The organism is Helicobacter apodemus (assembly GCF_003097575.1).
Lineage (GTDB): Bacteria > Campylobacterota > Campylobacteria > Campylobacterales > Helicobacteraceae > Helicobacter_D > Helicobacter_D apodemus.
In genome coordinates this window covers 1,199,449-1,223,065 of sequence record NZ_CP021886.1, presented here as the reverse complement: position 1 = coordinate 1,223,065, position 23,617 = coordinate 1,199,449, and the positions used below count along the sequence as shown (strand labels likewise).

The 23,617-nt window shown below is 33.6% G+C and carries 27 protein-coding genes and 1 pseudogene; 21 read left to right on the top strand and 7 right to left on the bottom strand.

Annotated elements, in window-relative coordinates; genetic code table 11:
• Positions 1-2 precede the first annotated feature (2 nt).
• Both CDV25_RS06015 and CDV25_RS06010 read left to right on the top strand, forming a co-directional pair.
• Positions 3-392: a hypothetical protein gene (locus CDV25_RS06015; protein WP_108911842.1), complete on the top strand. Its 390-nt coding sequence runs from the start codon at positions 3-5 to the stop codon at positions 390-392.
• A 56-nt stretch (positions 393-448) separates the two neighbouring features.
• Complete coding sequence (locus CDV25_RS06010) at positions 449-1,732, top strand: adenosylmethionine--8-amino-7-oxononanoate transaminase (RefSeq protein WP_108911179.1); 1,284 nt, start codon at positions 449-451, stop codon at positions 1,730-1,732.
• On the opposite strand, the gene leuB is transcribed toward CDV25_RS06010, so the two are convergent.
• From leuB to CDV25_RS05995, 3 genes are read right to left on the bottom strand one after another with little or no spacing between them, the layout of a single operon-like run.
• Positions 1,729-2,796 carry a 3-isopropylmalate dehydrogenase gene (gene leuB / locus CDV25_RS06005; RefSeq protein WP_108911178.1) on the bottom strand — a complete coding sequence of 356 codons (1,068 nt, stop codon included), beginning with the start codon at positions 2,794-2,796 and terminating at the stop codon, positions 1,729-1,731. The genes CDV25_RS06010 and leuB overlap by 4 nt on opposite strands.
• Before the next feature lie 3 nt (positions 2,797-2,799).
• Entirely contained in the window at positions 2,800-3,285 is a 486-nt protein-coding gene (locus CDV25_RS06000; protein ID WP_108911177.1) for a 3-isopropylmalate dehydratase small subunit, read from the bottom strand.
• A 9-nt stretch (positions 3,286-3,294) separates the two neighbouring features.
• On the bottom strand, positions 3,295-3,516 hold the full coding sequence (locus CDV25_RS05995) for a hypothetical protein (protein WP_108911176.1): 222 nt from the start codon (positions 3,514-3,516) through the stop codon (positions 3,295-3,297).
• Positions 3,517-3,642: 126 nt separating this feature from the next.
• Here CDV25_RS05995 and CDV25_RS10590 point away from each other — a divergent pair, with 126 nt between their 5' ends.
• From CDV25_RS10590 to hisF, 9 genes and pseudogenes are all read left to right on the top strand, one after another.
• Complete coding sequence (locus tag CDV25_RS10590; RefSeq protein WP_239056324.1) at positions 3,643-4,044, top strand: winged helix-turn-helix domain-containing protein; 402 nt, start codon at positions 3,643-3,645, stop codon at positions 4,042-4,044.
• Positions 4,028-4,444 (top strand): TOBE domain-containing protein, encoded by a 417-nt coding sequence (locus CDV25_RS10585; RefSeq protein ID WP_239056323.1) that lies wholly within the window; start codon positions 4,028-4,030, stop codon positions 4,442-4,444. The genes CDV25_RS10590 and CDV25_RS10585 overlap by 17 nt, the downstream gene beginning before the upstream one ends.
• Positions 4,445-4,459: 15 nt before the next feature.
• A complete protein-coding gene (gene modA / locus CDV25_RS05985) occupies positions 4,460-5,215 on the top strand; it encodes a molybdate ABC transporter substrate-binding protein (protein WP_108911175.1) in 756 nt (251 codons plus the stop codon).
• Complete coding sequence (locus tag CDV25_RS05980; protein WP_108911174.1) at positions 5,208-5,600, top strand: molybdate ABC transporter; 393 nt, start codon at positions 5,208-5,210, stop codon at positions 5,598-5,600. The genes modA and CDV25_RS05980 overlap by 8 nt, the downstream gene beginning before the upstream one ends.
• Positions 5,601-5,617: 17 nt before the next feature.
• Positions 5,618-6,288: pseudogene (gene modB, locus CDV25_RS05975) on the top strand (molybdate ABC transporter permease subunit).
• Entirely contained in the window at positions 6,285-7,151 is an 867-nt protein-coding gene (locus CDV25_RS05970) for an ABC transporter ATP-binding protein (protein WP_108911173.1), read from the top strand. The pseudogene modB and the gene CDV25_RS05970 overlap by 4 nt, the downstream one beginning before the upstream one ends.
• Before the next feature lie 159 nt (positions 7,152-7,310).
• On the top strand, positions 7,311-7,466 hold the full coding sequence (locus tag CDV25_RS10200) for a hypothetical protein (protein WP_162550452.1): 156 nt from the start codon (positions 7,311-7,313) through the stop codon (positions 7,464-7,466).
• 29 nt (positions 7,467-7,495) lie between these two features.
• On the top strand, positions 7,496-8,896 hold the full coding sequence (locus CDV25_RS05965) for a class I SAM-dependent methyltransferase (protein ID WP_108911172.1): 1,401 nt from the start codon (positions 7,496-7,498) through the stop codon (positions 8,894-8,896).
• Positions 8,896-9,684, top strand: a complete 789-nt coding sequence (hisF, locus tag CDV25_RS05960; RefSeq protein ID WP_108911171.1) for an imidazole glycerol phosphate synthase subunit HisF — start codon at positions 8,896-8,898, stop codon at positions 9,682-9,684. Before CDV25_RS05965 ends, hisF begins: the two co-directional genes overlap by 1 nt.
• On the opposite strand, the gene CDV25_RS05955 is transcribed toward hisF, so the two are convergent.
• Positions 9,674-10,471, bottom strand: coding sequence for a pyridoxine 5'-phosphate synthase (locus tag CDV25_RS05955; RefSeq protein WP_108911170.1), 798 nt, complete (start codon positions 10,469-10,471; stop codon positions 9,674-9,676). The two genes, hisF and CDV25_RS05955, sit on opposite strands and share 11 nt — an antisense overlap.
• Positions 10,472-10,535: 64 nt before the next feature.
• On the opposite strand from CDV25_RS05955, the gene CDV25_RS05950 reads away from it, so the two are divergent.
• The 10 genes from CDV25_RS05950 to CDV25_RS05905 all read left to right on the top strand — a co-directional run bounded on the left by CDV25_RS05950 (position 10,536) and on the right by CDV25_RS05905 (position 19,889).
• Positions 10,536-11,360 carry a 3'-5' exonuclease gene (locus CDV25_RS05950; RefSeq protein WP_108911169.1) on the top strand — a complete coding sequence of 275 codons (825 nt, stop codon included), beginning with the start codon at positions 10,536-10,538 and terminating at the stop codon, positions 11,358-11,360.
• An 8-nt stretch (positions 11,361-11,368) separates the two neighbouring features.
• Complete coding sequence (locus CDV25_RS05945; RefSeq protein WP_108911168.1) at positions 11,369-12,274, top strand: PDC sensor domain-containing protein; 906 nt, start codon at positions 11,369-11,371, stop codon at positions 12,272-12,274.
• Between the two features lie 11 nt (positions 12,275-12,285).
• Positions 12,286-12,894 (top strand): imidazole glycerol phosphate synthase subunit HisH, encoded by a 609-nt coding sequence (gene hisH, locus CDV25_RS05940; RefSeq protein WP_108911841.1) that lies wholly within the window; start codon positions 12,286-12,288, stop codon positions 12,892-12,894.
• Between the two features lies 1 nt (position 12,895).
• On the top strand, positions 12,896-13,609 hold the full coding sequence (gene hisA / locus CDV25_RS05935) for a 1-(5-phosphoribosyl)-5-[(5-phosphoribosylamino)methylideneamino]imidazole-4-carboxamide isomerase (RefSeq protein WP_108911167.1): 714 nt from the start codon (positions 12,896-12,898) through the stop codon (positions 13,607-13,609).
• A gap of 104 nt (positions 13,610-13,713) precedes the next feature.
• Positions 13,714-14,088 carry a chemotaxis response regulator CheY gene (locus CDV25_RS05930; RefSeq protein WP_108911166.1) on the top strand — a complete coding sequence of 125 codons (375 nt, stop codon included), beginning with the start codon at positions 13,714-13,716 and terminating at the stop codon, positions 14,086-14,088.
• Between the two features lie 2 nt (positions 14,089-14,090).
• Complete coding sequence (locus CDV25_RS05925) at positions 14,091-14,921, top strand: 50S ribosomal protein L11 methyltransferase (RefSeq protein ID WP_108911165.1); 831 nt, start codon at positions 14,091-14,093, stop codon at positions 14,919-14,921.
• Positions 14,922-14,936: 15 nt separating this feature from the next.
• A complete protein-coding gene (gene ftsH / locus CDV25_RS05920; protein ID WP_108911164.1) occupies positions 14,937-16,865 on the top strand; it encodes an ATP-dependent zinc metalloprotease FtsH in 1,929 nt (642 codons plus the stop codon).
• Positions 16,866-16,872: 7 nt separating this feature from the next.
• Positions 16,873-17,478 carry a phosphatidylserine decarboxylase gene (locus CDV25_RS05915; RefSeq protein WP_108911163.1) on the top strand — a complete coding sequence of 202 codons (606 nt, stop codon included), beginning with the start codon at positions 16,873-16,875 and terminating at the stop codon, positions 17,476-17,478.
• Entirely contained in the window at positions 17,478-18,200 is a 723-nt protein-coding gene (gene pssA / locus CDV25_RS05910) for a CDP-diacylglycerol--serine O-phosphatidyltransferase (RefSeq protein WP_108911162.1), read from the top strand. The genes CDV25_RS05915 and pssA overlap by 1 nt, the downstream gene beginning before the upstream one ends.
• Positions 18,201-18,347: 147 nt before the next feature.
• Entirely contained in the window at positions 18,348-19,889 is a 1,542-nt protein-coding gene (locus CDV25_RS05905) for a 2-isopropylmalate synthase (RefSeq protein ID WP_108911161.1), read from the top strand.
• A gap of 2 nt (positions 19,890-19,891) precedes the next feature.
• On the opposite strand, the gene CDV25_RS05900 is transcribed toward CDV25_RS05905, so the two are convergent.
• From CDV25_RS05900 to CDV25_RS05890, 3 genes are all read right to left on the bottom strand, one after another.
• The gene (locus tag CDV25_RS05900) at positions 19,892-20,806 is read right to left on the bottom strand and encodes an AEC family transporter (RefSeq protein ID WP_108911160.1); all 915 of its coding nucleotides are present in this window, start codon (positions 20,804-20,806) and stop codon (positions 19,892-19,894) included.
• A gap of 48 nt (positions 20,807-20,854) precedes the next feature.
• Complete coding sequence (locus CDV25_RS05895) at positions 20,855-22,267, bottom strand: DegQ family serine endoprotease (protein WP_108911159.1); 1,413 nt, start codon at positions 22,265-22,267, stop codon at positions 20,855-20,857.
• Positions 22,268-22,344: 77 nt separating this feature from the next.
• Complete coding sequence (locus tag CDV25_RS05890) at positions 22,345-23,520, bottom strand: cation:proton antiporter (RefSeq protein ID WP_108911158.1); 1,176 nt, start codon at positions 23,518-23,520, stop codon at positions 22,345-22,347.
• Positions 23,521-23,617 lie beyond the last annotated feature (97 nt).

Genomic DNA, 23,617 nt, shown 5'->3' with positions numbered 1-23,617 from the left:
AAATGAAACTTAAAAAAATACTTGGGGCTTTAAGCTTGGTAACCTTATTTTCAGGTGCAATGATGGCGGATAATGATTTTGATGTATATGGACAAATTTCAGCTGTGGATTCTATTAATAAAACTATTACTTTAGCAAGCCCGGGCGGACAATTAGTCATTCAAGTTTTACCCCATACAAAGATTAAAGGTGATGATTGTGGTGCTTTTGGGAATGATATTTATGGGACTTTTAAAGATTTAACAATAGGTAAGTTTATAAAGGCTGAAGTTGTGCATTATGGTGCTTATCCACCAGCACAAAATCCAGGAACCCAATCTCCAAATACAACAAATAACACACATTATACTGCTAAAGAGATTGAATGGGAATGTGGTCGCAAAGCCTACTAAAGAAGGCATTTAAAGTGATTTTATAAAATCACTTTAAAGTTTTTAAAAGAGTATCCATGAATACTTTTTTAAAAGATTTAGATTTATCCTATATTTGGCATCCTTGTACACAGATGTATGATCATAAAGAAAATATCCCCTTAATTCCCATTAAAAGAGCAGAAGGTATGGTTTTGTATGATTTTGAGGATAGGGGATATTTGGATTGTATTTCAAGTTGGTGGGTGAATCTTTTTGGGCATTGCAATGCTTATATTAACCAAAAACTTAAAGAGCAAGTAGAAAGTTTAGAGCATATCATTTTTGCAGGTTTTACCCATAAGCCTATTATTGATTTATCCAAGCGTTTAATGGACATTTTAGATTCTAAATTTTCTAAATGTTTTTATGCAGATAATGGCTCTAGTGCGGTTGAAATAGCCTTAAAAATGGCATTTCACGCAAATATGCTAAAAAAAGAAAAAAAGACGAAATTTTTATGCCTACACAATGCTTATCACGGAGAAACAATGGGTGCTTTAAGTGTTGGAGATTTAGGGATTTATAAGGAAGTCTATGAGCCTATTTTATTGAAGAGTTTGAGGGTTAAAGCTCCTTGTGGAAACGATTATGAAGAATCTTTAGAAGATTTAGAGAAATTGTTAAAATCCCATAAAGGAGAAATTGCCGCTTTTATTTTAGAGCCACTCATACAATGTGCGGGCAATATGAATATATATGATAAAGCTTTTGTCAAAGAGGCTACCAAACTCGTGCAAAGTTATGGAATCTATGTTATTTTTGATGAAATTGCGGTAGGATTTGGGAGAAGCGGTAGTATGTTTGCTTATCAGCAATGTGGAGTTGTGCCGGATTTTTTATGTTTAAGTAAGGGCATTACGGGTGGGTATTTACCCTTATCTGTTGTGGTTACACACCAAGAAATTTATAATCTTTTTTACGCACCCTATTATGAAAATAAAGCTTTTTTGCATTCCCACTCTTACACAGGTAATGCTCTAGCGTGTGCTTGTGCTAATGCGGTTTTAGATATTTTTGAACAAAATAATATCTTAGAATCTAATAAGATTCTATCAAAGTTTATTTGGGAGAAAATGCAGGTCTTAAAGACCTTTGCGTGTGTGAAGAATCTGCGATATTGTGGAATGGTATTTGCCTTTGATTTGGTAGGATTTGAAGGTGTAAGGAAAGGTTTAGAGGTTTTTAATGCTGGGCTAAAAAAGGGTTTGTTGCTCCGTCCTTTAGGTAATACGATTTATTTAATGCCTCCTTATATTATTACACAAGAACAAGTAGTGTATATTATAAAATCCCTCCAAGAGATTTTAGGGGAGTTTTAATCAAGGATCTTTTGTGCGATAATGCTTCCTAGTTCTTGTGTGTTACAAATCTTTTTAGCCCCAAAACTCGCAATGTCTTTTGTGCGATAACCCTCTTTAAGAGTGGTTTGTATAGCATAATCCACGCAATCTGCTGCTTTTTCTTGTTGGAGGGAATAACGCAACATCATACTAGCACTAGCAATGGTTGCAATAGGGTTTGCAATGCCTAAGCCCGCAATATCTGGTGCAGATCCGTGTATGGGTTCATAAATCGCACTCTTTCCCCCAATAGAAGCAGAAGGTAAAAGCCCAATAGAGCCACTTATCATACTCGCTTCGTCACTTAAAATATCGCCAAATAGGTTTTCTGTTAAGATAACATCAAAGGCTCTGGGGTCTTTAATTAATTGCATTGCCGCATTATCCACATACATATGGCTTAGATGGACTTCTGGGTATTCTTGTGCGACTTCATTGACAACCTCCCGCCATAGTTGTGAAACATCTAAAACATTTGCTTTATCCACAGAGCAAAGCTTTTTATTGCGTTTTTGTGCAGCTTCAAAGGCGATATGGGCTATCCTTTTAATCTCATCAACACTATAAACCATTGTATTATAGGCTCTATTTTTTTCTCTACCCTTAGGGGTGCCAAAATAGATTCCCCCGATTAATTCACGCACCACTAAAATATCTACACCCTTGATAATTTCTTTTTTAAGCGGACTAGATTCTAAAAGTTCATCATAAACTTTAGTAGGACGAAAATTTGCAAAAACTTCTAGGGATTTTCTAAGTCGTAATAATCCACTCTCTGGACGCAACTCTCTTGGTAGGTTGTCCCATTTATCCCCTCCAATAGCACCAAAGAGTATGGCATCTGCTCCCAAACAACCCTCAATAGTTTCATCAGGGAGAGGATTTTTAGTTAAATCATAAGCAATGCCCCCCATTAAGTAATTTTCAAAAGTGAGAGTAAAACTAAATTTTTTAGCAACAACTTCTAAGACTTTGATGGCTTCATTGATAATTTCAGGACCAATCCCATCACCCTTAATAACCGCTATTTTATAATTTTTCATTATTTAATCCCTTTTTTGGTTTTTTGCATAAGGGATAAGACCTCCACTCTTTAGGAGTTCTAACATAAAAGGTGGGATAGGCGTAAAGGTATATTGTGTTTTTTGGGTAAGGTTTTTGATGATTCCATCTTGTAAATTAATCTCTAAGCTATCCCCCTCATTAATAGAATCCACTTCTTTAATCTCTAAAATAGGCAAACCTGTATTAAAGGCATTGCGATAAAAAATCCTTGCATAACTCTTAGCAATAACTGCACTAATACCCGCAGCCTTTATGGCTACAGGGGCGTGTTCTCTGCTAGAACCACAGCCAAAATTTTCTCCTCCTACAATAATATCTCCTTTATTAATCTCTTTAATAAAACCTGCTCTTGCGTCCTCCATAAGATGAGAGGCTAGAATAGACTCATCACTAGTATTTAAGTATCTTGCTGCGATAATGAGATCTGTATCAATATTATCGCCAAATTTCCAGACTTTTCCTTGCATATTTTCTCCTTAATCTCCTTGGTAAATAAGTAGTTTTTCCCCATCCCAAAACCAATCTTTACTATAAAGGAATTTTTTACAAGATTGTGGAACTTTTAGAAAACACACTCTTTGGGGTTCTATTTCTTTAGAATGTAAAATGTATTCTATGCTTAAAGTTAAGTTTTCTAAGCTAGAAACCTTTACATCTTCTGCTAAGATTTGTTGAGTCTCTTGTGATAGGACTGTCATAAAATATCCTTATTTGGATTATACTACTAATTATAGCACTATTTGCGGAGTTTTTATCTTGACAAATCGATATATATTTAAATATAATTTGCTCTTAATCCTCAAAAATAAGGGGTTTTATTAGTTATGGAAATTCAAGGCAGAATCTGGATTAAAGAAAAAGGAAAAAATTTCTTAGGATATGGTAAGGTTGAATTATTGGAGAGGATAGCAAAGAGCGGTTCCATTTCAAAAGCAGCAAAAGAAATGCGAATGAGTTATAAAGCAGCTTGGGATTGTGTTGATGCGATGAATAAACTTTCTAAAGAGCCTTTAGTTCTTACTATTAAAGGTGGTAAAAATGGCGGTGGAACTCAAGTTACGCAAAAAGGGCAAGAAATGATTAAAATCTTTCACCAAATGAGGGAGTTTCACGAACAATTGTTGGAATTTTTGGAAAGAAATTTGTATGCTTGGGAAGAGTTTTTAGAGCAAAGGGATAAAATCTTAAATCTTATTCAAAGGAGTAGTAATGAAAACGAGCGCTAGGAATCAGCTTTATGGTGAGATTGTTTCCATTAAAGAAGGTCAAGTCAATGCAGAGGTTGTTTTAAAGTTGAAAGAAAACACAATGATTGTTAGTGCTATCACTTTACATTCTTTAAAAGAGCTCGGTTTAAAAGTTGGAATGCAATGCTATGTGCTTATTAAGTCAAATTGGGTTGTAGTTTTTAAAGAAGAGCCTAAGCAGTTATCTTTGCGAAATATCTTAGTAGGGGTGGTAAAGTCTATAAAAGGAGGCAGTGTTAATGCTGAAGTAGAAATTGATAGTAATGGTGTGCCTTTATGCGCGGTTATTACAGAAGAATCTAAAGAGAACCTAGATTTAGAGGTTGGAGAGAGAGTTTGGTTTGGGTTTAAAGCAAATAATGTGATTTTAGGAATTTAAATTTAAGGAGATAAAATGTGGAAGTTTTTTAAAAGAGCAGTTTTAGTAGGGATATTAGTTTTTAATGGTGCTTATGCGGAGGAGATTAGGGTTTTAGGTGCAGCGTCTTTAAAATATGTTTTAGAATCTATCAAAGAGGATTTTTTAAAGTCTAGAAAAGGGGATAAAATTGATATATCTTATCTCTCGAGCGGTAAGGCTTATGCACAAATTAAAAATGGTGCTCCTGTGCATTTATTTGTTTCTGCAGATGTTAGTTATCCCGCAAAGCTTTATGAAGATAAATTAGCTTCACAAAAAGAGGAAATTTATGCTAAAGGCAAACTTGTATTATGGAGCAATAATAAGGATTTTAAAATTACAAAATTCAAAGATATTTTAAATCCAAAAATTACCCATATTGCTATCCCTAATCCCAAATTAGCTCCTTATGGTAGGGCAAGTATAGAAGCTTTAGAATCTACAAAAATGCTTAAGAGCGTGGAGGGTAAATTTGTAACTGGAGAGAGTATCGGGGCTGCTACTACTTATGTGGAATCTAAAAACGCTGAAGTAGGATTTACTGCTTTATCTATGCTAGGTGATAATGGAATTAATACTAATACTATGAGTTTTGTAGCTATTGATGAGAATCTTTATAAGCCTATCAATCAAGCCCTTATTATCCCTAAATTTGGTGAAAATTCTAAACTTGCTTTGGAGTTTAAAAATTATATTTTAAGCAAAGAGGCAAAAAAGAGATTCTTAGAATTTGGGTATAGTGTTGAATAAAATTTTTGGGGTATTAAAGGCTTTTGTTTCACAAGGAGGAATTTCGCGATTAGAAGTAGAAGCTGAAGAATTGGTTTTTTTTGTTTTGCTTTTAGAAGATTGCGCCTCTTTAAAAAATTATTTAAATAAAGATATTTGCATAGGTTTTAAAGAAAGTAATGTTGTAATTGCTAGTAGAATAGAGGGGGTTAGTAATACTTTTGAGGCAAAGATTCTCTCTTTTGAAAATGATCATTTATTTATGCGTTTATCCTTAGAATGTAAAGCCGCAGAAAATGGTGATATTAAGGTATTAACCTCTTATGAATGTGGAAAGAATCTTATAAGGAGTGAAAAGGTATTTTGGCATATCTTAGAGAGTGAAATTATGGTTTTGGCAAGATAATAAAGTTTAAGAATATGATGGAGTTTAGTAGTTTTTTATCCACGATGTTTTTGACTTTTAAAGTCGCTACTATTACTACATTTTTACTTTTAATCTTTGCTATTCCTTTAGCGTATTTTTTAGCATTTTCTCAAAATAAGATAACCTCTGTTTTAGAAGCAATAGTCTCTATGCCTTTAGTGCTTCCCCAAGTGTGCTAGGGTTTTATCTATTACTTGCCTTTAGCCCACAAAATGCCTTTGGTGGTTTTTTATTAGAATATTTTAACCTTAAACTAGTTTTTAGTTTTGAAGGGTTGATTTTAGCCTCTGTAATTTTTAGCCTACCTTTTATGGTTAATCCCATTCAAGCGGGTTTTGCAAGTTTGCCAAAATCACTTTTTGAAGCAGCATTGACTTTAGGAAAAAGTCGTTTAAGCATACTCTTAAGGGTGTTATTGCCTAATATTTCGCATTCTATTTGGATGGGGGTAGTCATAGCTTTTGCCCATACTATCGGGGAATTTGGGGTGGTGATGATGATAGGGGGGAATATACAAGGTCAAACTAGGGTTGCTAGTATTGCTATTTATGATGAGGTGGAATCCCTTAATTATGCTTTAGCTAATCAATACGCCTTAGCACTTTTTATCATAACTTTTTGCATTTTGCTCCTTACTTTTTATCTCAAGAAAAGAAAATCTTTATGATAACCCTAAAAATCCAAAAAAAACTGCATAGCACAGAGGGAAATCTATCTTTAGAAATAGATACCCAATTAGAGGAAAATCAACTCATTACCTTTTTTGGCAAAAGTGGTGCAGGAAAAACTACGATTTTAAGGATTTTAGCCGGTCTTGTCAATCCTGATTGTGGATTTATTGAAGTGGGCGGAAAGGTGTGGTTTGATTCTAAGATTAATATTCCTCCACAAAGGAGAGAAATAGGTTTTGTTTTTCAAGATTATGCACTCTTTCCTAATATGAGCGTAGAGGAGAATCTTTATTTTGCTCTGCCTAAGGGGGAAGATAAAAGGATTGTTGAAACTCTTTTAGAAATGGTAGAGTTGGGTACTTTAAGGAAAGTCAAGCCTAATGCTTTAAGTGGAGGACAGCAACAACGGGTAGCTTTAGCTAGAGCTTTAGTAAGAAAGCCTAAAGTTCTACTTTTGGATGAACCTTTCTCCGCTTTAGATTTAGTAACTGCACAGAAGCTTCAAACAGAGCTTTTAGGGATTCATCGGCATTTTGGATTAAGCACTTTTTTAGTTAGCCATAACTTTAGTGAAGTATTTTCTCTTTCTAATTATGTCTTGCATCTAAGTAAGGGAAGAGTTGATAAAGAAGGTCCTCCCGAGCAGGTTTTTTTAAACCAGATTCCTAGTGGCAAGTTTTTACAAAATGGTGTGGTATTAGAGATAGTGGAGAGCGGTTTAGTTTTTGTCGTCTCTGTGTTAGCAGGGAATAATATTGTAAAAATTACAGCATCTAGTGAGGAGATTGAGGGGTTAAAAATTGGGGATTTGGTAGTATTAAGCTCTAAAGCGTGGAATCCTGTTTTGGTGAAACTTTAATAAGTTTTAAATGTGAGATTTATAGATGAATAACAAAATAAAATTATTTGAAGGGATGGTGTTTAAGTAAAGGACAATATAGATATATTACTTAAGGAAATATTAAAAAATAGCAAACTAAATTATTATATAATAAAGCAAAAATTTTAAGGAATAGTAATGCAAAATTGGAATGAGGGTTATTTTTCAGATTTTTCTTACACTAAGGGTTATTATGCAGCTATTAATCCACTGCTAATGAACTTTCATTTAGCCTTAGCGGGTATTAAAAGCAATACCATAGATGAAAGTGCAGAGGATATATCCCCCCCCTAGAGTTTAATTATCTTGAACTTGGTTTTGGTATGGGGATTAGTGTTAATATTCACGCTTCTACGAGCAGGGGATATTATAGTGCCGTAGATTTTAATCCTGAACATTTCGCTTATGCAAATACCTATGCTAAATCAGATAATATTACTTTGTATAATGAAAGTTTTAAAGAGTTTTTAGCTAGATTAGAGAAAGAAAAAATAACCTTTGATTATATTTGCTTTCACGGGATTTTTTCTTGGATTTCTAAAGAGAATCAAGAGATTTTGTTAGAGATTGTTTATAAATTTTTAAAAGTTGGTGGAGTGGTTTATAATAGCTATAATTGCTTCCCCCAACAAACTTATTCTTTGCCTATTAAAGAGATTTTATTTTTACATTATCAATTAAACCATAGTATTAATGTCAATGTTAATGATCGGGTTTTAAGGAGTATGGATTTTCTCTCTGAATTTACTAAGACTAATCCGTTGTTTATGAGAAATTCTGATGTTAGTAATTTTATGGCACGAATTCAAGATATGAAAGATTCAGGTATTACTTATCTAGCACACGAATATTTAAATGCCGATTGGAAACCTTTTTATTTTTATGAAATCGCTAAAATGATGGAAAATGTTAAATGTTCTTTTGCGGTTAATACAGATCCTCTAGATCATTTAGATAGTTGTAATTTAAGTGAGGAGGCAAGAGAGTTTCTAAGAGGTATAGCCGATCCTATCTTTAGAGAGCAGCTTAAGGATTATTATGTCAATCGTAATTTTAGGGGTGATATTTTTGTGAAAGGAATGCAAAGGTTTGCACAGAATATTTCTATGCAAAGGATTTTAAATACAAAATTTGTTTTAATTACACTTATTAAGGACTTTAAAAGTGAGATGGATGTAGTGCTTGGGACTTTGTCTTTAGATAAAGATTTATATAAAAAAGTTTTAGAATATTTGCAATCCCAATCTTATAGACCAAAGTCTGGTTCAGAGATTATGCAAGAGTGTGATATAGATTTTTCAAGTTTAGTGACATCAGTGCTAGTTTTAATTAAGCAAAGTATGCTTTTCCCTACACAAAACATAGATGAAACAATCAAGAAACGTGCAAGAGCCTATAATGAGATTTTATTTAACCAACAACTTCACGATGAAACAAATGTTTATGTAGCTGCTCCTCTTATTAATTCTTGCATTGGGGTAGGCATTATAGAGCAATTGGTTATGAAAACCTATATAGAAAATGTTAAAGACAAGGATAAGGATAAAGATAAACATAAGCTTGCATTAAAAACCTTTGAACTCTTTAAGAAGTATGGTAAGAAAGTCGTAGAAAATGGTGTTGTTATTGAGAAAGATTCGGAAAATATCAAAAAAATTGAAGCAGTAGTCAAAGAGTTTATGGAAAAACTTCCCCTTTACCAAGTCTTAGGAATTTTAGATTGATGTTTTCGCCCTTGACAAAACGCATTATACCTTGTTTGGATATTAAAGAAGGACGTGTAGTCAAGGGGGTAAATTTCTTAGGATTGCAAGATGCAGGAGATCCTGTAGAGGTAGCTAAAGGTTATAATGATGAGGGGGCTGATGAAATTGTTTTTTTAGATATTACCGCTACTAGTGATAATCGTAACATTACACTTGAGATAGTAAAAGCAGTTGCTAAAGAAATATTTATTCCCTTAAGTGTTGGTGGCGGAATCCGAAATTTAGAGGATATGTATAATCTTTTGAATGTGGGCTGTGATAAGGTAAGTTTAAATTCTTCTGCTCTTGCTAATCCTGATTTAATCACGCAAGGTGCAAAGAGATTTGGCTCTCAATGTATAATAGTAGCTATTGATGTAAAAAGAAATGCAAGTAACCCCGCAAAACTAGAGGTTTATACACACGGAGGACGAAAAAATACAGAGATTGGTTTATTGCAATGGGTAAAAGAAGTTTATAATCGCGGTGCTGGAGAGATTTTGCTAACAAGTATGGATTGTGATGGGACAAAGAGTGGTTATGATTTAGAGGTTTTGGGGGAAGTTTCTAGCCTTGTAGATATACCCCTTATTGCAAGTGGTGGTGCAGGGAGTAAGGAGCATATCCTTGAGGCTTTTAGAAATGGTGCAGATGCTACTTTGGCGGCTTCTATTTTTCATTACCAAGAAATAAGCATTATGGAGTTAAAGGAATTTTTGAGAGATGAAGGAATTCCTGTGCGTTTTCCCTCTATAGTTAGTCTTTAGCCCCTTTATTTTGCATTAAGGTAAGCATATCTTTAATGGCTTGTTCTAATCCACTAAAAATAGCTCTAGCAATAATACTTTGCCCGATATTTAATTCAAAGATTTCTGGGATTTTTAGAATAGGTTTTAGATTGTGATAGTTTAAGCCGTGTCCTGCAGCGACTTCTAATCCTAGCCATTTAGCTTCTTTTGCGGCATTTTGTAAGTCTTGGATAGATTTTTCATAAAGCTCTTTTAGAGATGCTCTTGAAATCTCTAAACTTTTGAGGCTATGCTGGGTTCTAGGGAGGTTTGAAAAAAGCATTAAATGCAAATTCGCATAAGTGCCTGTGTGTAGTTCTATCATCTCTGCTCTAACTTCTTTAGCGGCACAAATTTGTGCAATATCAGTATCGATAAAAAGTGAAACTTCGGTGCCAATGTAATGAAAAGCTTGTATGATTTCTTGGATTCTTTGGAAGTTTGCTTGAATATCTAATCCCCCCTCTGTTGTTATTTCCTCTCTATTTTCAGGGACTAAGGTTATCCTTTGGGGTTTAAGATTTAAGAGAGATTCTATAATTTGGGGATTAATAGAGCATTCAATATTAACAGGTAAAAAAGAGGATTGTAGAATATTTTGAATATCTAAATCGTGAATATGCCGTCTATCTTCGCGTAAATGTATCGTGATTTGGTGTGCCCCTGCTCTTTTAGCGATGAAAATAGCTTCTAAAGGATCGGGGTCATTAATAGCTCTTGCTTCACGCAAAGTTGCTATATGATCAATATTTACTCCAAGTAGCATACTTTTCCTTTTTGGTAGATTTGTGTAAGATTTTAACTAAAATTACTTTAAAAGGATGTTTGTTATGGTAATGGTTTTTGATTGCGAGACTATCCCAGATGTGGCATTGATTAAAAAAACTTTTCAAAGTGAGTTTCAAAGTAGGGATATAGTTACACAAGATGATTTAGAGATTAGTAAAGAAGCCCAAAAAATACAAAAGGAGTTAAGTGGTAGTGAGTTTTTACCCCTTTGTTATCATCAAGTTGTTTCTATTGCTGCGGTTTTTTGTGATGAATATGGAAACTTTAAGAAAGTGGGGAATTTTTCAAGTGTTGGAAATACTAAAGAGGAGCAAGAGAAGTCGCTTATTAAAGGATTTTTGGAGTATTTAAATAAACATCAACCTAAGCTTGTAAGCTTTAATGGTAGGGGATTTGATATGCCAATGCTATTACTTAGGGCAATGAAGTATAAACTATCAGCTAATGCTTATTTTGAAGTAGAGAATCTGCAATTTAATAAGAGTAAATGGGAAAATTATCGCCAAAGGTATAGTGAGCGATTCCATACCGATTTATTGGATATATTAGGGAATTATGGTGCTACTAGAGGATTGAAACTTGATGTTTTAGCAAATCTTGTAGGGTTTCCGGGTAAGTTTGATGTTTGTGGGCATATGGTGCTTGATTTATATTATAAAAAAGAATATGAAAAGATTAACACCTATTGTCAAAGTGATGTTTTAAATACCTATGGATTATACCTTAATTATGAGCTTTTATCCGGGAATTTAAGTGTGCAAGAGTATCAAAATATTTTATTGCATTGGAGAGACGCTCTCCCACAAGATAAAGCATATTATCGGATATTTTTTGATACAATCACGCAACAAATTGAAAGTTTATAAGGAAAAGTATGTTATCAAAAGAGATTTTGCATTTCAATGAAATAAGATATGAGATTAGAGCGTATTTATGTTTTTTATTCCAACGCAATATTAAGAATTATCTCCCTTATATTGAGCTTAATAAAATTATTGAGGGATTGCATAAAATTGAAAAAGAAGTCGGTATTTTTGAGATACTTTATATTTTAGATTCTGCTGGAAATTTAGTTATTGATGGCATTACAAGCAATACAAGTTTGAAATGTAAAAAAGGAGAGAATCACAACGATAGGGCTTATTTTTATCGTGCTATTAAAGAGAAGAAATGTATTTTAACCGACCCTTACCCCTCTGTGGCGAGTGGGACTTTAGTTGTAACAGCAGCCTATCCTTTATATAATGATAGGGGTGAGCTTATATATGTTGCCTGTATAGATTTACCCTTAGAGAAAATCCCCCATCTTGTTAATCCAACTTTTCTTTTTGGCATCTCTTCAAATTTTAGAAAAATGGTTTATTTTGTAATGTCTTTAGCCCTTTTTGCGATTTGTGTTTTATTGCTTGTTAAAGGAAGTGTTAGTATGTGGGATGCTTTAGGGAATTTTAATAACTTAGATATTAAAGATGTTTTTGAAGCTACGATTTTAATCACACTTTCTTTAGCGATTTTTGATTTAGTGAGTGCTATTTTCGAAGAAGAAGTTTTAGGGAGGCATAAATCCCAAGATTCTAAAGTTGTGCATCAAACAATGATTCGATTTTTAGGTTCTATTATCATTGCTTTAGCAATTGAAGCCTTAATGCTTGTCTTTAAAATGACAATTACAGAGCCTGATAAGTTAATTTATGCGGTGTATTTAATTGCTGGTGTTACTTCACTTTTAATTGGTTTGTCGCTTTATGTTAAATTTACAGCAGTAGTGCGTAAAGGTTAATGCAAGAGTCTATGTTAGGGATTATTAATTATAAAATTGGGAATTTAGCAAGTGTGCAAAATGCTTTTAAAAGGCTTAATCAAGAGGTAGTTCTTATAGAAGACCCACAGAAGGTTAAAATATGTAGCTTACTTGTATTGCCCGGTGTTGGTGCATTTGGAGATGCTATGGAGCATTTAAGAAGAAGTGGTATGCAAGAGGCTATTTTAGAATATGTAAAAAGTGGTAAGTATTTATTAGGGATTTGTCTTGGAATGCAGCTTTTATTCCAAAGGAGTGAGGAGTTTGGAGAGCATTTAGGGCTTGGTTTGTTAGAAGGCGAGGTTCTTAAGATTAGAGGATTAAAAAAGGGGGAGAAGATACCGCATATGGGCTGGAATCTTGTTAAGATGCATCAAGATAGTCCCCTTTTTAAAGGCATACCTACAGATTTTTATTTATATTTTGTGCATAGCTTTTGTGTGAGGAATCTTAGCAATGCTATAGGTGTTAGTCATTATGGTATTGAGTTTGCCTCTATAGTGCAAAAGGATAATATTATTGGGATTCAGCCTCATCCAGAAAAGTCACATAATGTGGGCTTGAAAATCTTACAAAATTTTATACATTTAAAGGATTAAAATGCAAATTATCCCTGCAATTGATTTAAAAGATGGTTATGCTGTAAGGCTAAAACAAGGGGATATGCAAAGTGCAAAGATTTATGATAAAAACCCTTTAAACCTTTGCGCTATTTTTGAAGATTTGGGAGCAGAATATCTCCATATTGTGGATTTAGATGGTGCTTTTTTGGGGAGACCTAAGAATAGAGCTATTATTGAACGAATTTGCAGGGATTGTAAGCTAAAAATTGAAGTGGGTGGAGGGATTCGGAATGAGGATACCATTAAGGGCTATTTAGATATGGGAATTACCCGTGTAATTTTAGGTTCTATTGCATTACAAAAGCTAGATTTTGCTTTAGCTATGGCGGAGAAATATCCTATTGTCATAGGGGTTGATGCAAAAGATGGAAAAGTTGCTATTAATGGGTGGGGAGATACACAAAGTATTTTAGCCCAAGACTTTGCTAGGGAGTTTTTAGGGAGCAAGATAGAGGCTATTATCTGCACAGATATTGCACGAGATGGAATGCTTGAGGGGATTAATATAAGTTTTACCCAAGCAATCGCTAAAGCAAGCGGAGTTTTTACTATCGCTAGTGGAGGTTTATCAAGTCTAGAAGATTTGCAGATATTAAAAGATAATGGAATTAAAGCAGTGATTGTAGGTAAGGCGTTTTATGAAAGAAAAATCGATCTACAAAAAGCCTTCCAAAAATTTGGAAATTCGTAAAAATTTATTATTGTAAGTGGCAATTTATGCTATTATTATATTCAACAAATAGCGAATCATTGATTAAATAGCGAATCATTGATTGCAATTTTAAGGAGTTTAGCTTGAAAATGGTTGTTGTTGATGATAGTTCAACTATGAGACGAATTATAAAAAATACTTTGGCACGACTAGGTTATAATGATATTTTAGAAGGCGAAAATGGTGTTGAAGGCTGGGATAAAATGGATAAAAACGCTGATGTTAAAGTGTTGATTACAGACTGGAATATGCCCGAGATGAATGGTTTAGATTTAGTTAAGAAAGTTCGTGCTGATGAACGATTTAAAGATATTCCTATTATTATGGTTACAACAGAAGGTGGTAAAGCGGAAGTTATTACCGCACTTAAAGCTGGAGTAAATAACTATATTGTTAAACCTTTCACTCCCCAGGTCCTAAAAGAGAAATTAGAAGCTGTTTTAGGCGTAAATGATTAGAAATGGATCCCTGTTATAATTCCCTCATTGTCAAAGCAGATAATTTTTTATGGCTTTTAAAGGATAAAGCATTAGAGATTACCAAAGAAGCTATAGAAGAAATAGAAAATGGTTTTATTATAAGAACATTTAGTGATGTCCGAGATATTCGGCTTGAGCTTCAAAATTTTACAAAAAATATAGAAAGTGTTATGGGTCAAGAAATTTCTTTAGAATTTAAAGAAACGCAAGAAAAGAATCAAGATTGGATTGAAAAATATTATCATTCTGTTTCTCCATTGGAATATGGGAAATTTTATATTCATCCAACCTGGTATGCTAATAAAAAAGAAAAAATCAATATTATTATTGATCCTGCACTTGCCTTTGGAAGTGGTCATCATGGAAGCACTTTTGGTTGTATAAAAATGCTTGATAGTTTAGCATTGGAGAATAAGAAGATTCTTGATGTAGGCTGTGGAAGTGGAATATTATCTATTCTAGCAAAAAAATGTAAGGCAGAGGTGTGGAGTTGTGATACAGATAGTATAGCTGTAGAATCTACACAAGCGAATATGCTAAAAAATGATGTTACAATAGATACTATATGGCAAGGTTCTTTAGAGATGATAAAGGAAAGGGAAGGGTATTTTGATGTTGTAGTAGCTAATATTTTAGCTGATGTGCTTATTGCATTACCTTTAGATAGGTTTGTAAAAAAGGGTGGAGTTTTGATATTATCTGGTATTTTAGAGAAGTATGAATCTAAAGTTCTTGATAAGTTCAAAAACTTAAAAAAGCTAAATGGAGAAACTATAGAAGAATGGGTAACCTTAGCTTTCAATAAAAATTAATAAGGATATACCAAAATGAAACAACAAAAACCTAATAATAATCAAGAAAAAAAACCCGGTAACTTTTTTAATCAAAATCCTCTTTTGATGTTTGTTATTTTTGCCATCATTGCTATTGTGGTTTTCCGATTTATCTCTCCTAGTGGAGATAGTTTAAACGCCTTTAATGGGGTTAGTGCCACTAAAACAATTAACTATTATGAATTAAAAAAACTTATTGAAAATAAAGAAGTGAGTTTTGTAGCCATCGGACAAACCAATATTAAAGCAACTTCTATAAGCAATGGTTCTAAAATTGTTTATAACGCTCAAAGGGTAAATCCTGATAATACGCTTATTCCATTGCTTGATGAAAAAGGCGTAGAATACACAGGTTATAATGAGAGTAATTGGCTTAGTGATATGCTTTTTGGCTGGGTATTGCCTGTCTTTATTTTCTTTGCTATTTGGATGTTCTTAGCTAATCGTATGCAAAAAAATATGGGAAGTGGGATTCTAGGTATTGGTAGCTCTAAAAAGCTTGTAAATGCGGAAAAACCCAATGTGAAATTTGAGGATATGGCGGGGAATGTTGAGGCTAAAGATGAGGTTGTAGAGGTCGTGGATTTTCTAAGGAATCCTGATAGGTATGCTGCATTAGGAGCAAAAATTCCTAAAGGCGTGCTTTTAGTTGGTCCTCCTGGGACAGGAAAAACACTTCTTGCAAAAGCTGTAGCTGGAGAAGCGAATGTTCCGTTTTTTTCTGTGAGTGGAAGTAGTTTTATTGAAATGTTTGTTGGAGTGGGTGCTAGTCGTGTGCGAGATTTATTTGAAAACGCTAAGAAGGAAGCTCCTAGTATTATTTTTATTGATGAGATTGATGCCATTGGTAAAAGTCGTGCAGCAGGAGGAATGATAAGTGGCAATGATGAAAGGGAGCAAACTTTAAATCAGCTCTTAGCTGAAATGGATGGATTTAGTTCCGATTCTTCCCCTGTTATTGTTCTTGCAGCAACGAATCGTCCCGAAGTTTTAGACCCAGCACTTTTGCGTCCGGGTAGATTTGATAGACAAGTTTTAGTCGATAAACCAGATTTTGAAGGAAGGGTTGAGATTTTAAAAGTGCATATTAAAAATATCAAGCTTTCTAAAAATGTTGATTTATTTGAAATTGCTAAATTAACTGCAGGACTTGCAGGAGCAGATTTAGCAAATATTGTTAATGAAGCAGCCTTACTTGCAGGGCGTAATAATAAGAAAGATGTGGAACAAAATGACTTTTTAGAGGCTGTAGAGAGAGGCATTGCCGGATTAGAGAAAAAATCGCGGAGAATTTCCCCTAAAGAGAAAAAAATCGTTGCTTATCACGAGAGTGGGCACGCACTTATTGCAGAGATTACTAAAGGAGCAAAAAAGGTTACTAAAGTCTCTATTATTCCACGCGGTTTAGCTGCACTTGGCTATACACTTAATACGCCAGAAGAGAATAAATACCTTATGCAAAAACACGAATTACTTGCTGAAGTGGATGTCTTACTTGGTGGTAGAGCGGCAGAAGCAGTGTTTTTAGGAGAAATTTCAACAGGTGCCAGTAATGATTTAGAGAGAGCTACAGATATTATTAAAGCAATGGTGAGTTATTATGGTATGACCGATGTGGCAGGACTTATGGTTTTAGAGAAGCAGAGGAATGTATTTTTAAATGGCGGGCTTGGAAATTCAAGAGAATATAGTGAAGAAATGGCGGAAAAAATGGATACTCATATTAAAAAAGTATTGAATGAACGTTTTGAAGCTGTTAAGGAATCTTTAGAGATTTATAGAGAAGCTATTGAAAGTATGGTAAAAGAATTATTTGATAAAGAAAATATTGATGGAGAAAAAGTTAGAGAGATTATTTCTGCGTATGAAAAAGCGAATAATTTGCCTACTCGCTTAGTGATTGAGCAAAAAGAAGAGGCTTAAAACCATAATGAAAACAACTACAGAAATCATCGCAAGAGAAGGGTGGAAACCATTAGTTATTGGTGTTATTGTTTTATTGCTTAGTTGGCTTTTTTCTTCGGGATTCTTAGGTTGGCTTGCTTTTATCTTTATAGTAGGTGTTTTGTATTGTTATTATAATCCCGAGAGAATCCCCGAAGATATCGCGGAGAATTTAATCTTATCTCCTATTGATGGCAAAATTGAGAGTATAGAAAAAACAGACAATGGAATTTATTTAGAGATTGATAAGCCTCTTTATTTTTGCGGGTTATTAAGAATGCCTTTTGAAGGAAGTATGAAACAAAAGGAGAAGATTAATGGTGTGTTGAATGCTTCACCCATTATTGGACAGAGGACACTTTTGGAGTTTTTTCATACACAGGGAATGAAAGTAGAAATGTTTATATACCCTAAAGCCTATCGTAATAATCTTCATTTGTATTTTGGTGAATCTAAATTTAAAGTAACACAGAGAATAGGCTTTTTTCTTAAGGGTAAAGCAAGGATTGGAATCCCTTTAAATACAGAATTAAAAGTTTCTGTTGGAGATAGAGTATTTGCTGGTTCTAGTGCTTTAGGTTATGTTTATTAATGAAAATTGACCCCTTGTATTTATTGCCAAACCTCTTTACAGGTGCAAGTATTTACCTAGGTGTTTTAAGCATTGCTTATGCCTTTGTAGAGCGATTTGAGATTGCTTGTTGGCTTATTTTAATTAGTCTTATTTTTGATGGATTAGATGGTAGGATAGCACGTTTAACAGGAACTACAAGTAGGTTTGGTGTGGAATTTGATTCTTTAGCAGACATTGTGGCTTTTGGTGTTGCTCCTGCCATAATTTTATTTTTTTATGGTGGATATAATTATGGTAAATTTGGTATTGTGATAGCCGGGCTTTATGTAGTCTTTGGTGCTATTAGATTGGCACGTTTTAATGTTACAACAAATCATAATGAACCTAATATGTTTATTGGGTTGCCTATACCCTCTGCCGCAGTTTTTATTGTAGGTTGGTTACTTTTTGAAATAAACTTTTCTAAAACTTATCCAGAAATTTCAGAATATATTTTAAAGTTTTTGATTATATCAAGCTTACTAGTAGCCCTTTTGATGGTTAGTAATGTCCGCTACCCTAGTTTTAAAAAAATGAATTTTGAAAAAGTAAATTTTGGGAAAATTGTTGTATTATTAATGATTGTTTTAGCAATTTTATTTATTTATCCTATTTATACCATTGTTGTTGGGATTACTTGTTATGTATTATTTGGCCCTTTAAGGGCTTTTTATCATCTTTTAAAAAAACGTTTTACTTAAGGGGTAATAGGTGAGAGTTTGTTGTATTTGGCATTATAGCTATATTTTTAAAAACCTTTTGACCTTTTGCAGGTTTCTTCCTCTGGGATTTTTTCTTTAGCATTCATTTAAACACATTCTAAGAAAATAAAACTTTAAGGAAATATTATGGAAATGGTAAAGATTTTTGATACAACATTAAGAGACGGCGAACAAAGCCCCGGTGCTTCTATGAATACAGAGGAAAAAATCAAACTTGCAATACAATTAGAAAAATTAGGAGTTGATATAATTGAAGCTGGATTTGCAGCGGCTAGTCCGGGGGATTATGAAGCAATTTTTAGAATCTCGCAAACTCTCAAAAAAACAACTATTTGCTCTCTTGCAAGGGCAATTCCAAGAGATATAGAAACTGCTGCTAGAGCCTTAGAAAAAGCTCAATCTAAAAGGATTCATACTTTTATCGCTACAAGTCCTATACATATGGAATATAAGCTTAAAATGCAGCCTAATGAGGTGCTTAAAAGGGCTATAGAGGCTGTAAAACTTGCAAAGAGCTATTGTGAAGATGTAGAGTTCAGTTGTGAGGATGCTTGTAGGAGTGATATAGGATTTTTAAAAGAAGTCGCACTTGCGGTTATTGAAGCAGGAGCTACAACGCTTAATTTGCCTGATACCGTAGGTTATCGCCTACCTTTTGAAATAGGCTCTATCATTCGAGAGATGAAGCAATGTGTTGGAGAGAGTGCTATATTATCAGTTCATTGCCATAATGATTTAGGTCTAGCGGTGGCTAATGCTATTGCTGGGATTCAAAATGGAGCAAGACAAGTAGAATGCACTATTAATGGATTGGGAGAGAGAGCGGGGAATACTGCTTTAGAAGAAGTGGTAATGATACTAAAGACGCGTCAAGATGTTTTTGAAGGTTTAGATACGCGTATTAACACTAAAGAAATCTATGCTTGTAGTAAGCTTGTTGCAGATATTACCGGAATATGCCCACAACCTAATAAAGCAATCGTTGGTAAAAATGCTTTTGCACACGAGAGTGGGATTCATCAAGATGGGATGCTTAAGCATAGGGAAACTTATGAGATTATGAAAAGAAGTGATATTGGGATACCTGAAGATAATGGTTTAGTTTTAGGTAAGCATAGTGGTAGAGCAGCCTTTAAGGATAAATTAGAAAGTTTAGGCTTTAGTGGAATTTCTCAAGAATCTTTGGATGCCGCTTTTGAAAGGTTTAAAATACTTTGTGATAGAAAAAAGGAAGTCTATGATGAGGATATACGTTCTATTATGACAGAGGAATCTACCAAGATACCGCAAGTTTTTGAGCTTGTGAGTTTGCAAATTAGTACTTGTTCTAGCGGGTTTCCTTATGCGGCAATTTGCATACAAAAGGATAATGGACAAAAGGTTGATGCAGCCATAGGGAATGGAAGTGTTGATGCGATTTTGAAGACTATTGATAGAATTAGCGGTTATAATGGAGTCTTAAAAGATTATAAAGTAGAAGCTGTGAGTGAGGGTAAAGATGCCTTAGCTAAGGTTGTAGTAAAAGTAGAATTTGATCCAAATAAACCAGCGGTAATTGGACATGGGCTACATCTTGATACTTGCCAAGCAACTGCTAAAGCCTATCTTGGTGCGTTAAATAGCTATCTTTGTATGAAAGAATTAATTGTTACTAAGAAAATGCGGTAGATTTAGAGAATGGTTAAAAGATAATTTAAAAAAGGGATTGTGAGTAAGGAAAAGAGAATGCCAAATGCAATAGAGCTTATAGCAAGATTTGAGTCTAATTTAGCTTTCATAATGATAGCACCTGCTAAGGTCATTGTTGGCATTGCGGATTCTAAAATAGTTACTTTTGCAATGGTATTAAATTCTAAGCCTATTATCATCACTAAGAGAATAAATATAAAGGGTGCTAAAAGTGTTTTGCAAAAAATTACAAGAATTGCACTCTTATAAGAGGTTATAATCGCATTAAAGCTAAGAGAAAGACCAATAGCAAAAAGGGCAATAGGGGTAGCGGTGCTACCAAAAATTTCTATGGGAGAGAAGATAAAATCAGTAATGGGAAAAAGTCTTAATAAAAACCCTAATGCTAAGGCGATAAAGGGTGGAAACCTTATAATTTTTTTAATATTCTCCCACAAATTTATTTTTTGATAGGTGCCTAAAGCAAGAATGAAAGGACTTAAAAGCAACATAGGCAAAGCAGTGGCTAAAGAATCATAAAAAATAATCTCTCCAATAAATCTTTCACCATAAATACCGGCAATTACAGGGATACCTACAAACAGTGTATTGCCAAAACTTGTGAGTAAAAATATACTTACTAAAGTGCTTTTAGAAAATTTTAGAATATAGCCTAAAATTACTGCAAAAACTCCTGCAATAAAACAAGCAATCAAGCCCATACCAATAAGGAGCAATAAAGAAGTTTCAAAATTTAAATGGTAAATTTTGTTAAAAATAAGACAGGGAAGTGCAAAGGTAATGACAAAATCTAAAAACATTCGGGATTGTTTTTGTCTTAAAACCTTGCTTCGTTTAGCAATATATCCAGCAAATAAAAGAGAAAAAATTGTAAATAAAGGATTGAAAATAAGCATTTTTCACCTTTTTTAAAATAGATATTGTTGCTCCAAAGTGGAGTTAAGCTAACGTATGACTATACTAAAAACTCTCCCTCCACGATTGACTAACATTCGTTTAGATTGTCCTTTATAGCGATTGAGTGCTTCATTGAAGCTTTCGGCATCTTTAATGCTAAAACTTTCTACCTGTGTGATAATATCGCCTTCAATCAATCCAACTTCCTCAGCCTTACTACCTTGTTGAACCCTAGTTACAAAAACACCTTGTAAATTATTAGGAATACCAAAACGCGTTTTAATCTCTGTATTTAATGTAACTATTTCTAAGCCATTAATGCCTCCAACTACGCTTCCATTTGAATTTGTATTGTTTAGAGCTTTTGTAAGTGTGATATTAAGTGTTTGTTCTCTTTTATCGCGTAGGATTGTTAGGGTTACTTTATCTTTTGGATTATAAGTGCCAATGATATTTTTAAGCTCTGCAGCAGATCTAATAGGTATTCCATTGACTTTTGTAATTAAATCCCATACTTTCAAACCTGCTTTTTGAGCTGGAGAATCTTTTTCTATAGAAATAACTACAGCACCCTTTTGTTCTTTATAAACATCTTCTAAGTCATTATTGACATCTTGAATCCCAACGCCTAAATACCCACGTTCAATGGTTCCTTTTTCGATTAGGGTTTTAGAGATTTTTTTCACCATTTCAGAGGGGATAGCAAAACCAATTCCGTGGTTTCCTCCTGTTCTTGATAGAATAGCAGTATTAATCCCTATTAATCCTCCCCTGCTATCTACTAAAGCACCTCCACTATTTCCGGGATTAATAGAAGCATCAGTTTGTATGAAGTTTTCATAATCATTAATTCCAATTCCTGTTTTATTAAGTGCAGAGATTATCCCTTGAGTTACACTCTCTCCAACTCCAAAAGGATTCCCAATGGCAAAAACAATATCTCCTACTTGGACTTCATTGCTAGAAGCGAATTTTAAAAACGGAAGATTTTTAGCATTGATTTTGATAATAGCTAAATCAGTTTTTTCATCTTTTCCAATCACTTTTGCTTCATACTCTTTATTGGATTCTGGAAGAGCTACTGAAATCTTATCTGCACCATCAATAACATGGTTGTTAGTTACGATATAGCCATCTGAAGAGATAATCGTTCCGCTCCCTAAACTTCGCTCAATTCTATCTTTTGGGACGATAGCACCAAAGGCATCCCCAAAAAATTGTTTAAAAAATGGATCATTTAAAAAAGGATGCCCTTGAATGTTAGGAGCTTTGATCTTTTTTTGTGTAGAGATATTCACCACAGCTTTTTTTGCTTCTTTGATAGAATCATAATAAGAATAAATAGTGTTTTGTGAAATATCTGGGGACTCTCTTGAAGTAATGCTAGGAAGTTCCGCTGCTTCAAAGGCGTAAAGATTACCCATTAATAAGGCACTTAGGAATAAGATTTGAGTTTTCATTGTAGGATCTCCTTAAAGTAAAATCTATCTAACATTATCACAAAAAAATGTAAATAAATAAATAATAATACGAAATTTTACGCATTGTTTTGTGATAAGAAGTTACTTTTGAAAGTATAAATAAATTTAATACAAATACTTAAGCAAACGCTCTCTAAAATAGCCGCGAGGATAAAGGCATAATATTCCTCATTACTAATAGCATTAAAATGCTTTCCAAGTTGTGCAGTAGCTACAAGAAAAGTTAAAGGCATAGAATGGCTAAAGGCAAAAAGAATAGTTTTTTTATAACTTTTAAAATAATTTTTATAAGCAATAAATGCGGCTATAACTCTTAGAGTAACCATTATAAGGATAATAGAAAATGTTTGTGAAAAAAGACTTGGGTTGCTAGTGATGAGTTTTAAATCTAAAGTGGAACCTACATAGATAAAAAATAATGGAATAAAAAAACCAAATCCAAAATCATTAAGCTTTTCGCTTAAACCCTTTTGGTAGTGGAAATAAGTAGAGAGAATCATACCTGCTAAAAATGCTCCTAAAACAGTTTCTAATTCTAGCATCTGCACGATTCCAATCATTGATAAAAAAAGCATAATAGAAAAGCGAATATCTTGGTTTTTAGTAGAATCTTTAGGGATGGCAAGGAATTTTAAAGTTGGGAACCACCAAAAAAGTATATCCGCAATTTTGAAAATTCCTATGATAACACCTAAGAAAGCAAATAGGACAAAAAGTGTTTCATAGAGTTTCCAAGTTAATCCATAAGAATAAGTGCCATTTAAAATTACTAAAACAATAATGCTAATAAGCTCACCTAAGATTCCAACATTAAGTGCAAGTTGTAGCCACGAAATATTTTTGGGATATTCTTTAAGCATCGCCATAATCATACCTAAGCTCATAATAGGCAGTGCTGCGATATAAAATTCACTTAAATCTTTGTAAAACACATAAAGTAAGGCTGTCCCATAAATAATTAGCAAATAAAGGCTAGCGGATTTTAAAAATTTCCCACCAAATTTTTTAAATGTTTTTAAATCAACTTCTAAGCCACACAAAAACATTAAAAACAAAAATCCAATATGGGCTGTGAATTCTAAAGAAGGAGAATGTGTAAAAAAATTAAAATGAAAAGCAAAAGCACCTAATAAAATTTCTGTTACAACAAGTGGGATTTTCGTAACAGAGCTAAGAAAGGGAGCAATAACAATTAACAAAGAAATAACACCAAGGGTAAGAATATTCTCCATAAAAATCCTAGCGTTAAGATGAGATTTTGAAGTATAACAAAAGCTTCTTTAAAAGAATCAATTTATCCTCATTAAGGCTCTTGCTTATGGTAAAATA

What these genes read in the sequence shown, in the direction of transcription:
- CDV25_RS10200 (WP_162550452.1), top strand. Translation starts at nt 7,311, where the DNA reads ATGCAAAATTGGAATGAGGGTTATTTTTCAGATTTTTCTTACACTAAG.
- hisA (WP_108911167.1), top strand. Translation starts at nt 12,896, where the DNA reads ATGCAAATTATCCCTGCAATTGATTTAAAAGATGGTTATGCTGTAAGG.
- CDV25_RS10590 (WP_239056324.1), top strand. Translation starts at nt 3,643, where the DNA reads ATGGAAATTCAAGGCAGAATCTGGATTAAAGAAAAAGGAAAAAATTTC.
- CDV25_RS05900 (WP_108911160.1), bottom strand. Translation starts at nt 20,806, where the DNA reads ATGCTTATTTTCAATCCTTTATTTACAATTTTTTCTCTTTTATTTGCT.
- CDV25_RS05945 (WP_108911168.1), top strand. Translation starts at nt 11,369, where the DNA reads ATGTTATCAAAAGAGATTTTGCATTTCAATGAAATAAGATATGAGATT.
- CDV25_RS05950 (WP_108911169.1), top strand. Translation starts at nt 10,536, where the DNA reads ATGGTAATGGTTTTTGATTGCGAGACTATCCCAGATGTGGCATTGATT.
- CDV25_RS05965 (WP_108911172.1), top strand. Translation starts at nt 7,496, where the DNA reads ATGGGGATTAGTGTTAATATTCACGCTTCTACGAGCAGGGGATATTAT.
- CDV25_RS05995 (WP_108911176.1), bottom strand. Translation starts at nt 3,516, where the DNA reads ATGACAGTCCTATCACAAGAGACTCAACAAATCTTAGCAGAAGATGTA.
- CDV25_RS10585 (WP_239056323.1), top strand. Translation starts at nt 4,028, where the DNA reads ATGAAAACGAGCGCTAGGAATCAGCTTTATGGTGAGATTGTTTCCATT.
- CDV25_RS05955 (WP_108911170.1), bottom strand. Translation starts at nt 10,471, where the DNA reads ATGCTACTTGGAGTAAATATTGATCATATAGCAACTTTGCGTGAAGCA.
- CDV25_RS06010 (WP_108911179.1), top strand. Translation starts at nt 449, where the DNA reads ATGAATACTTTTTTAAAAGATTTAGATTTATCCTATATTTGGCATCCT.
- pssA (WP_108911162.1), top strand. Translation starts at nt 17,478, where the DNA reads ATGAAAATTGACCCCTTGTATTTATTGCCAAACCTCTTTACAGGTGCA.
- CDV25_RS05925 (WP_108911165.1), top strand. Translation starts at nt 14,091, where the DNA reads ATGGATCCCTGTTATAATTCCCTCATTGTCAAAGCAGATAATTTTTTA.
- CDV25_RS06015 (WP_108911842.1), top strand. Translation starts at nt 3, where the DNA reads ATGAAACTTAAAAAAATACTTGGGGCTTTAAGCTTGGTAACCTTATTT.
- CDV25_RS05970 (WP_108911173.1), top strand. Translation starts at nt 6,285, where the DNA reads ATGATAACCCTAAAAATCCAAAAAAAACTGCATAGCACAGAGGGAAAT.
- CDV25_RS05890 (WP_108911158.1), bottom strand. Translation starts at nt 23,520, where the DNA reads ATGGAGAATATTCTTACCCTTGGTGTTATTTCTTTGTTAATTGTTATT.
- CDV25_RS05895 (WP_108911159.1), bottom strand. Translation starts at nt 22,267, where the DNA reads ATGAAAACTCAAATCTTATTCCTAAGTGCCTTATTAATGGGTAATCTT.
- hisF (WP_108911171.1), top strand. Translation starts at nt 8,896, where the DNA reads ATGTTTTCGCCCTTGACAAAACGCATTATACCTTGTTTGGATATTAAA.
- ftsH (WP_108911164.1), top strand. Translation starts at nt 14,937, where the DNA reads ATGAAACAACAAAAACCTAATAATAATCAAGAAAAAAAACCCGGTAAC.
- CDV25_RS06000 (WP_108911177.1), bottom strand. Translation starts at nt 3,285, where the DNA reads ATGCAAGGAAAAGTCTGGAAATTTGGCGATAATATTGATACAGATCTC.
- CDV25_RS05915 (WP_108911163.1), top strand. Translation starts at nt 16,873, where the DNA reads ATGAAAACAACTACAGAAATCATCGCAAGAGAAGGGTGGAAACCATTA.
- CDV25_RS05905 (WP_108911161.1), top strand. Translation starts at nt 18,348, where the DNA reads ATGGAAATGGTAAAGATTTTTGATACAACATTAAGAGACGGCGAACAA.
- hisH (WP_108911841.1), top strand. Translation starts at nt 12,286, where the DNA reads ATGTTAGGGATTATTAATTATAAAATTGGGAATTTAGCAAGTGTGCAA.
- leuB (WP_108911178.1), bottom strand. Translation starts at nt 2,796, where the DNA reads ATGAAAAATTATAAAATAGCGGTTATTAAGGGTGATGGGATTGGTCCT.
- modA (WP_108911175.1), top strand. Translation starts at nt 4,460, where the DNA reads ATGTGGAAGTTTTTTAAAAGAGCAGTTTTAGTAGGGATATTAGTTTTT.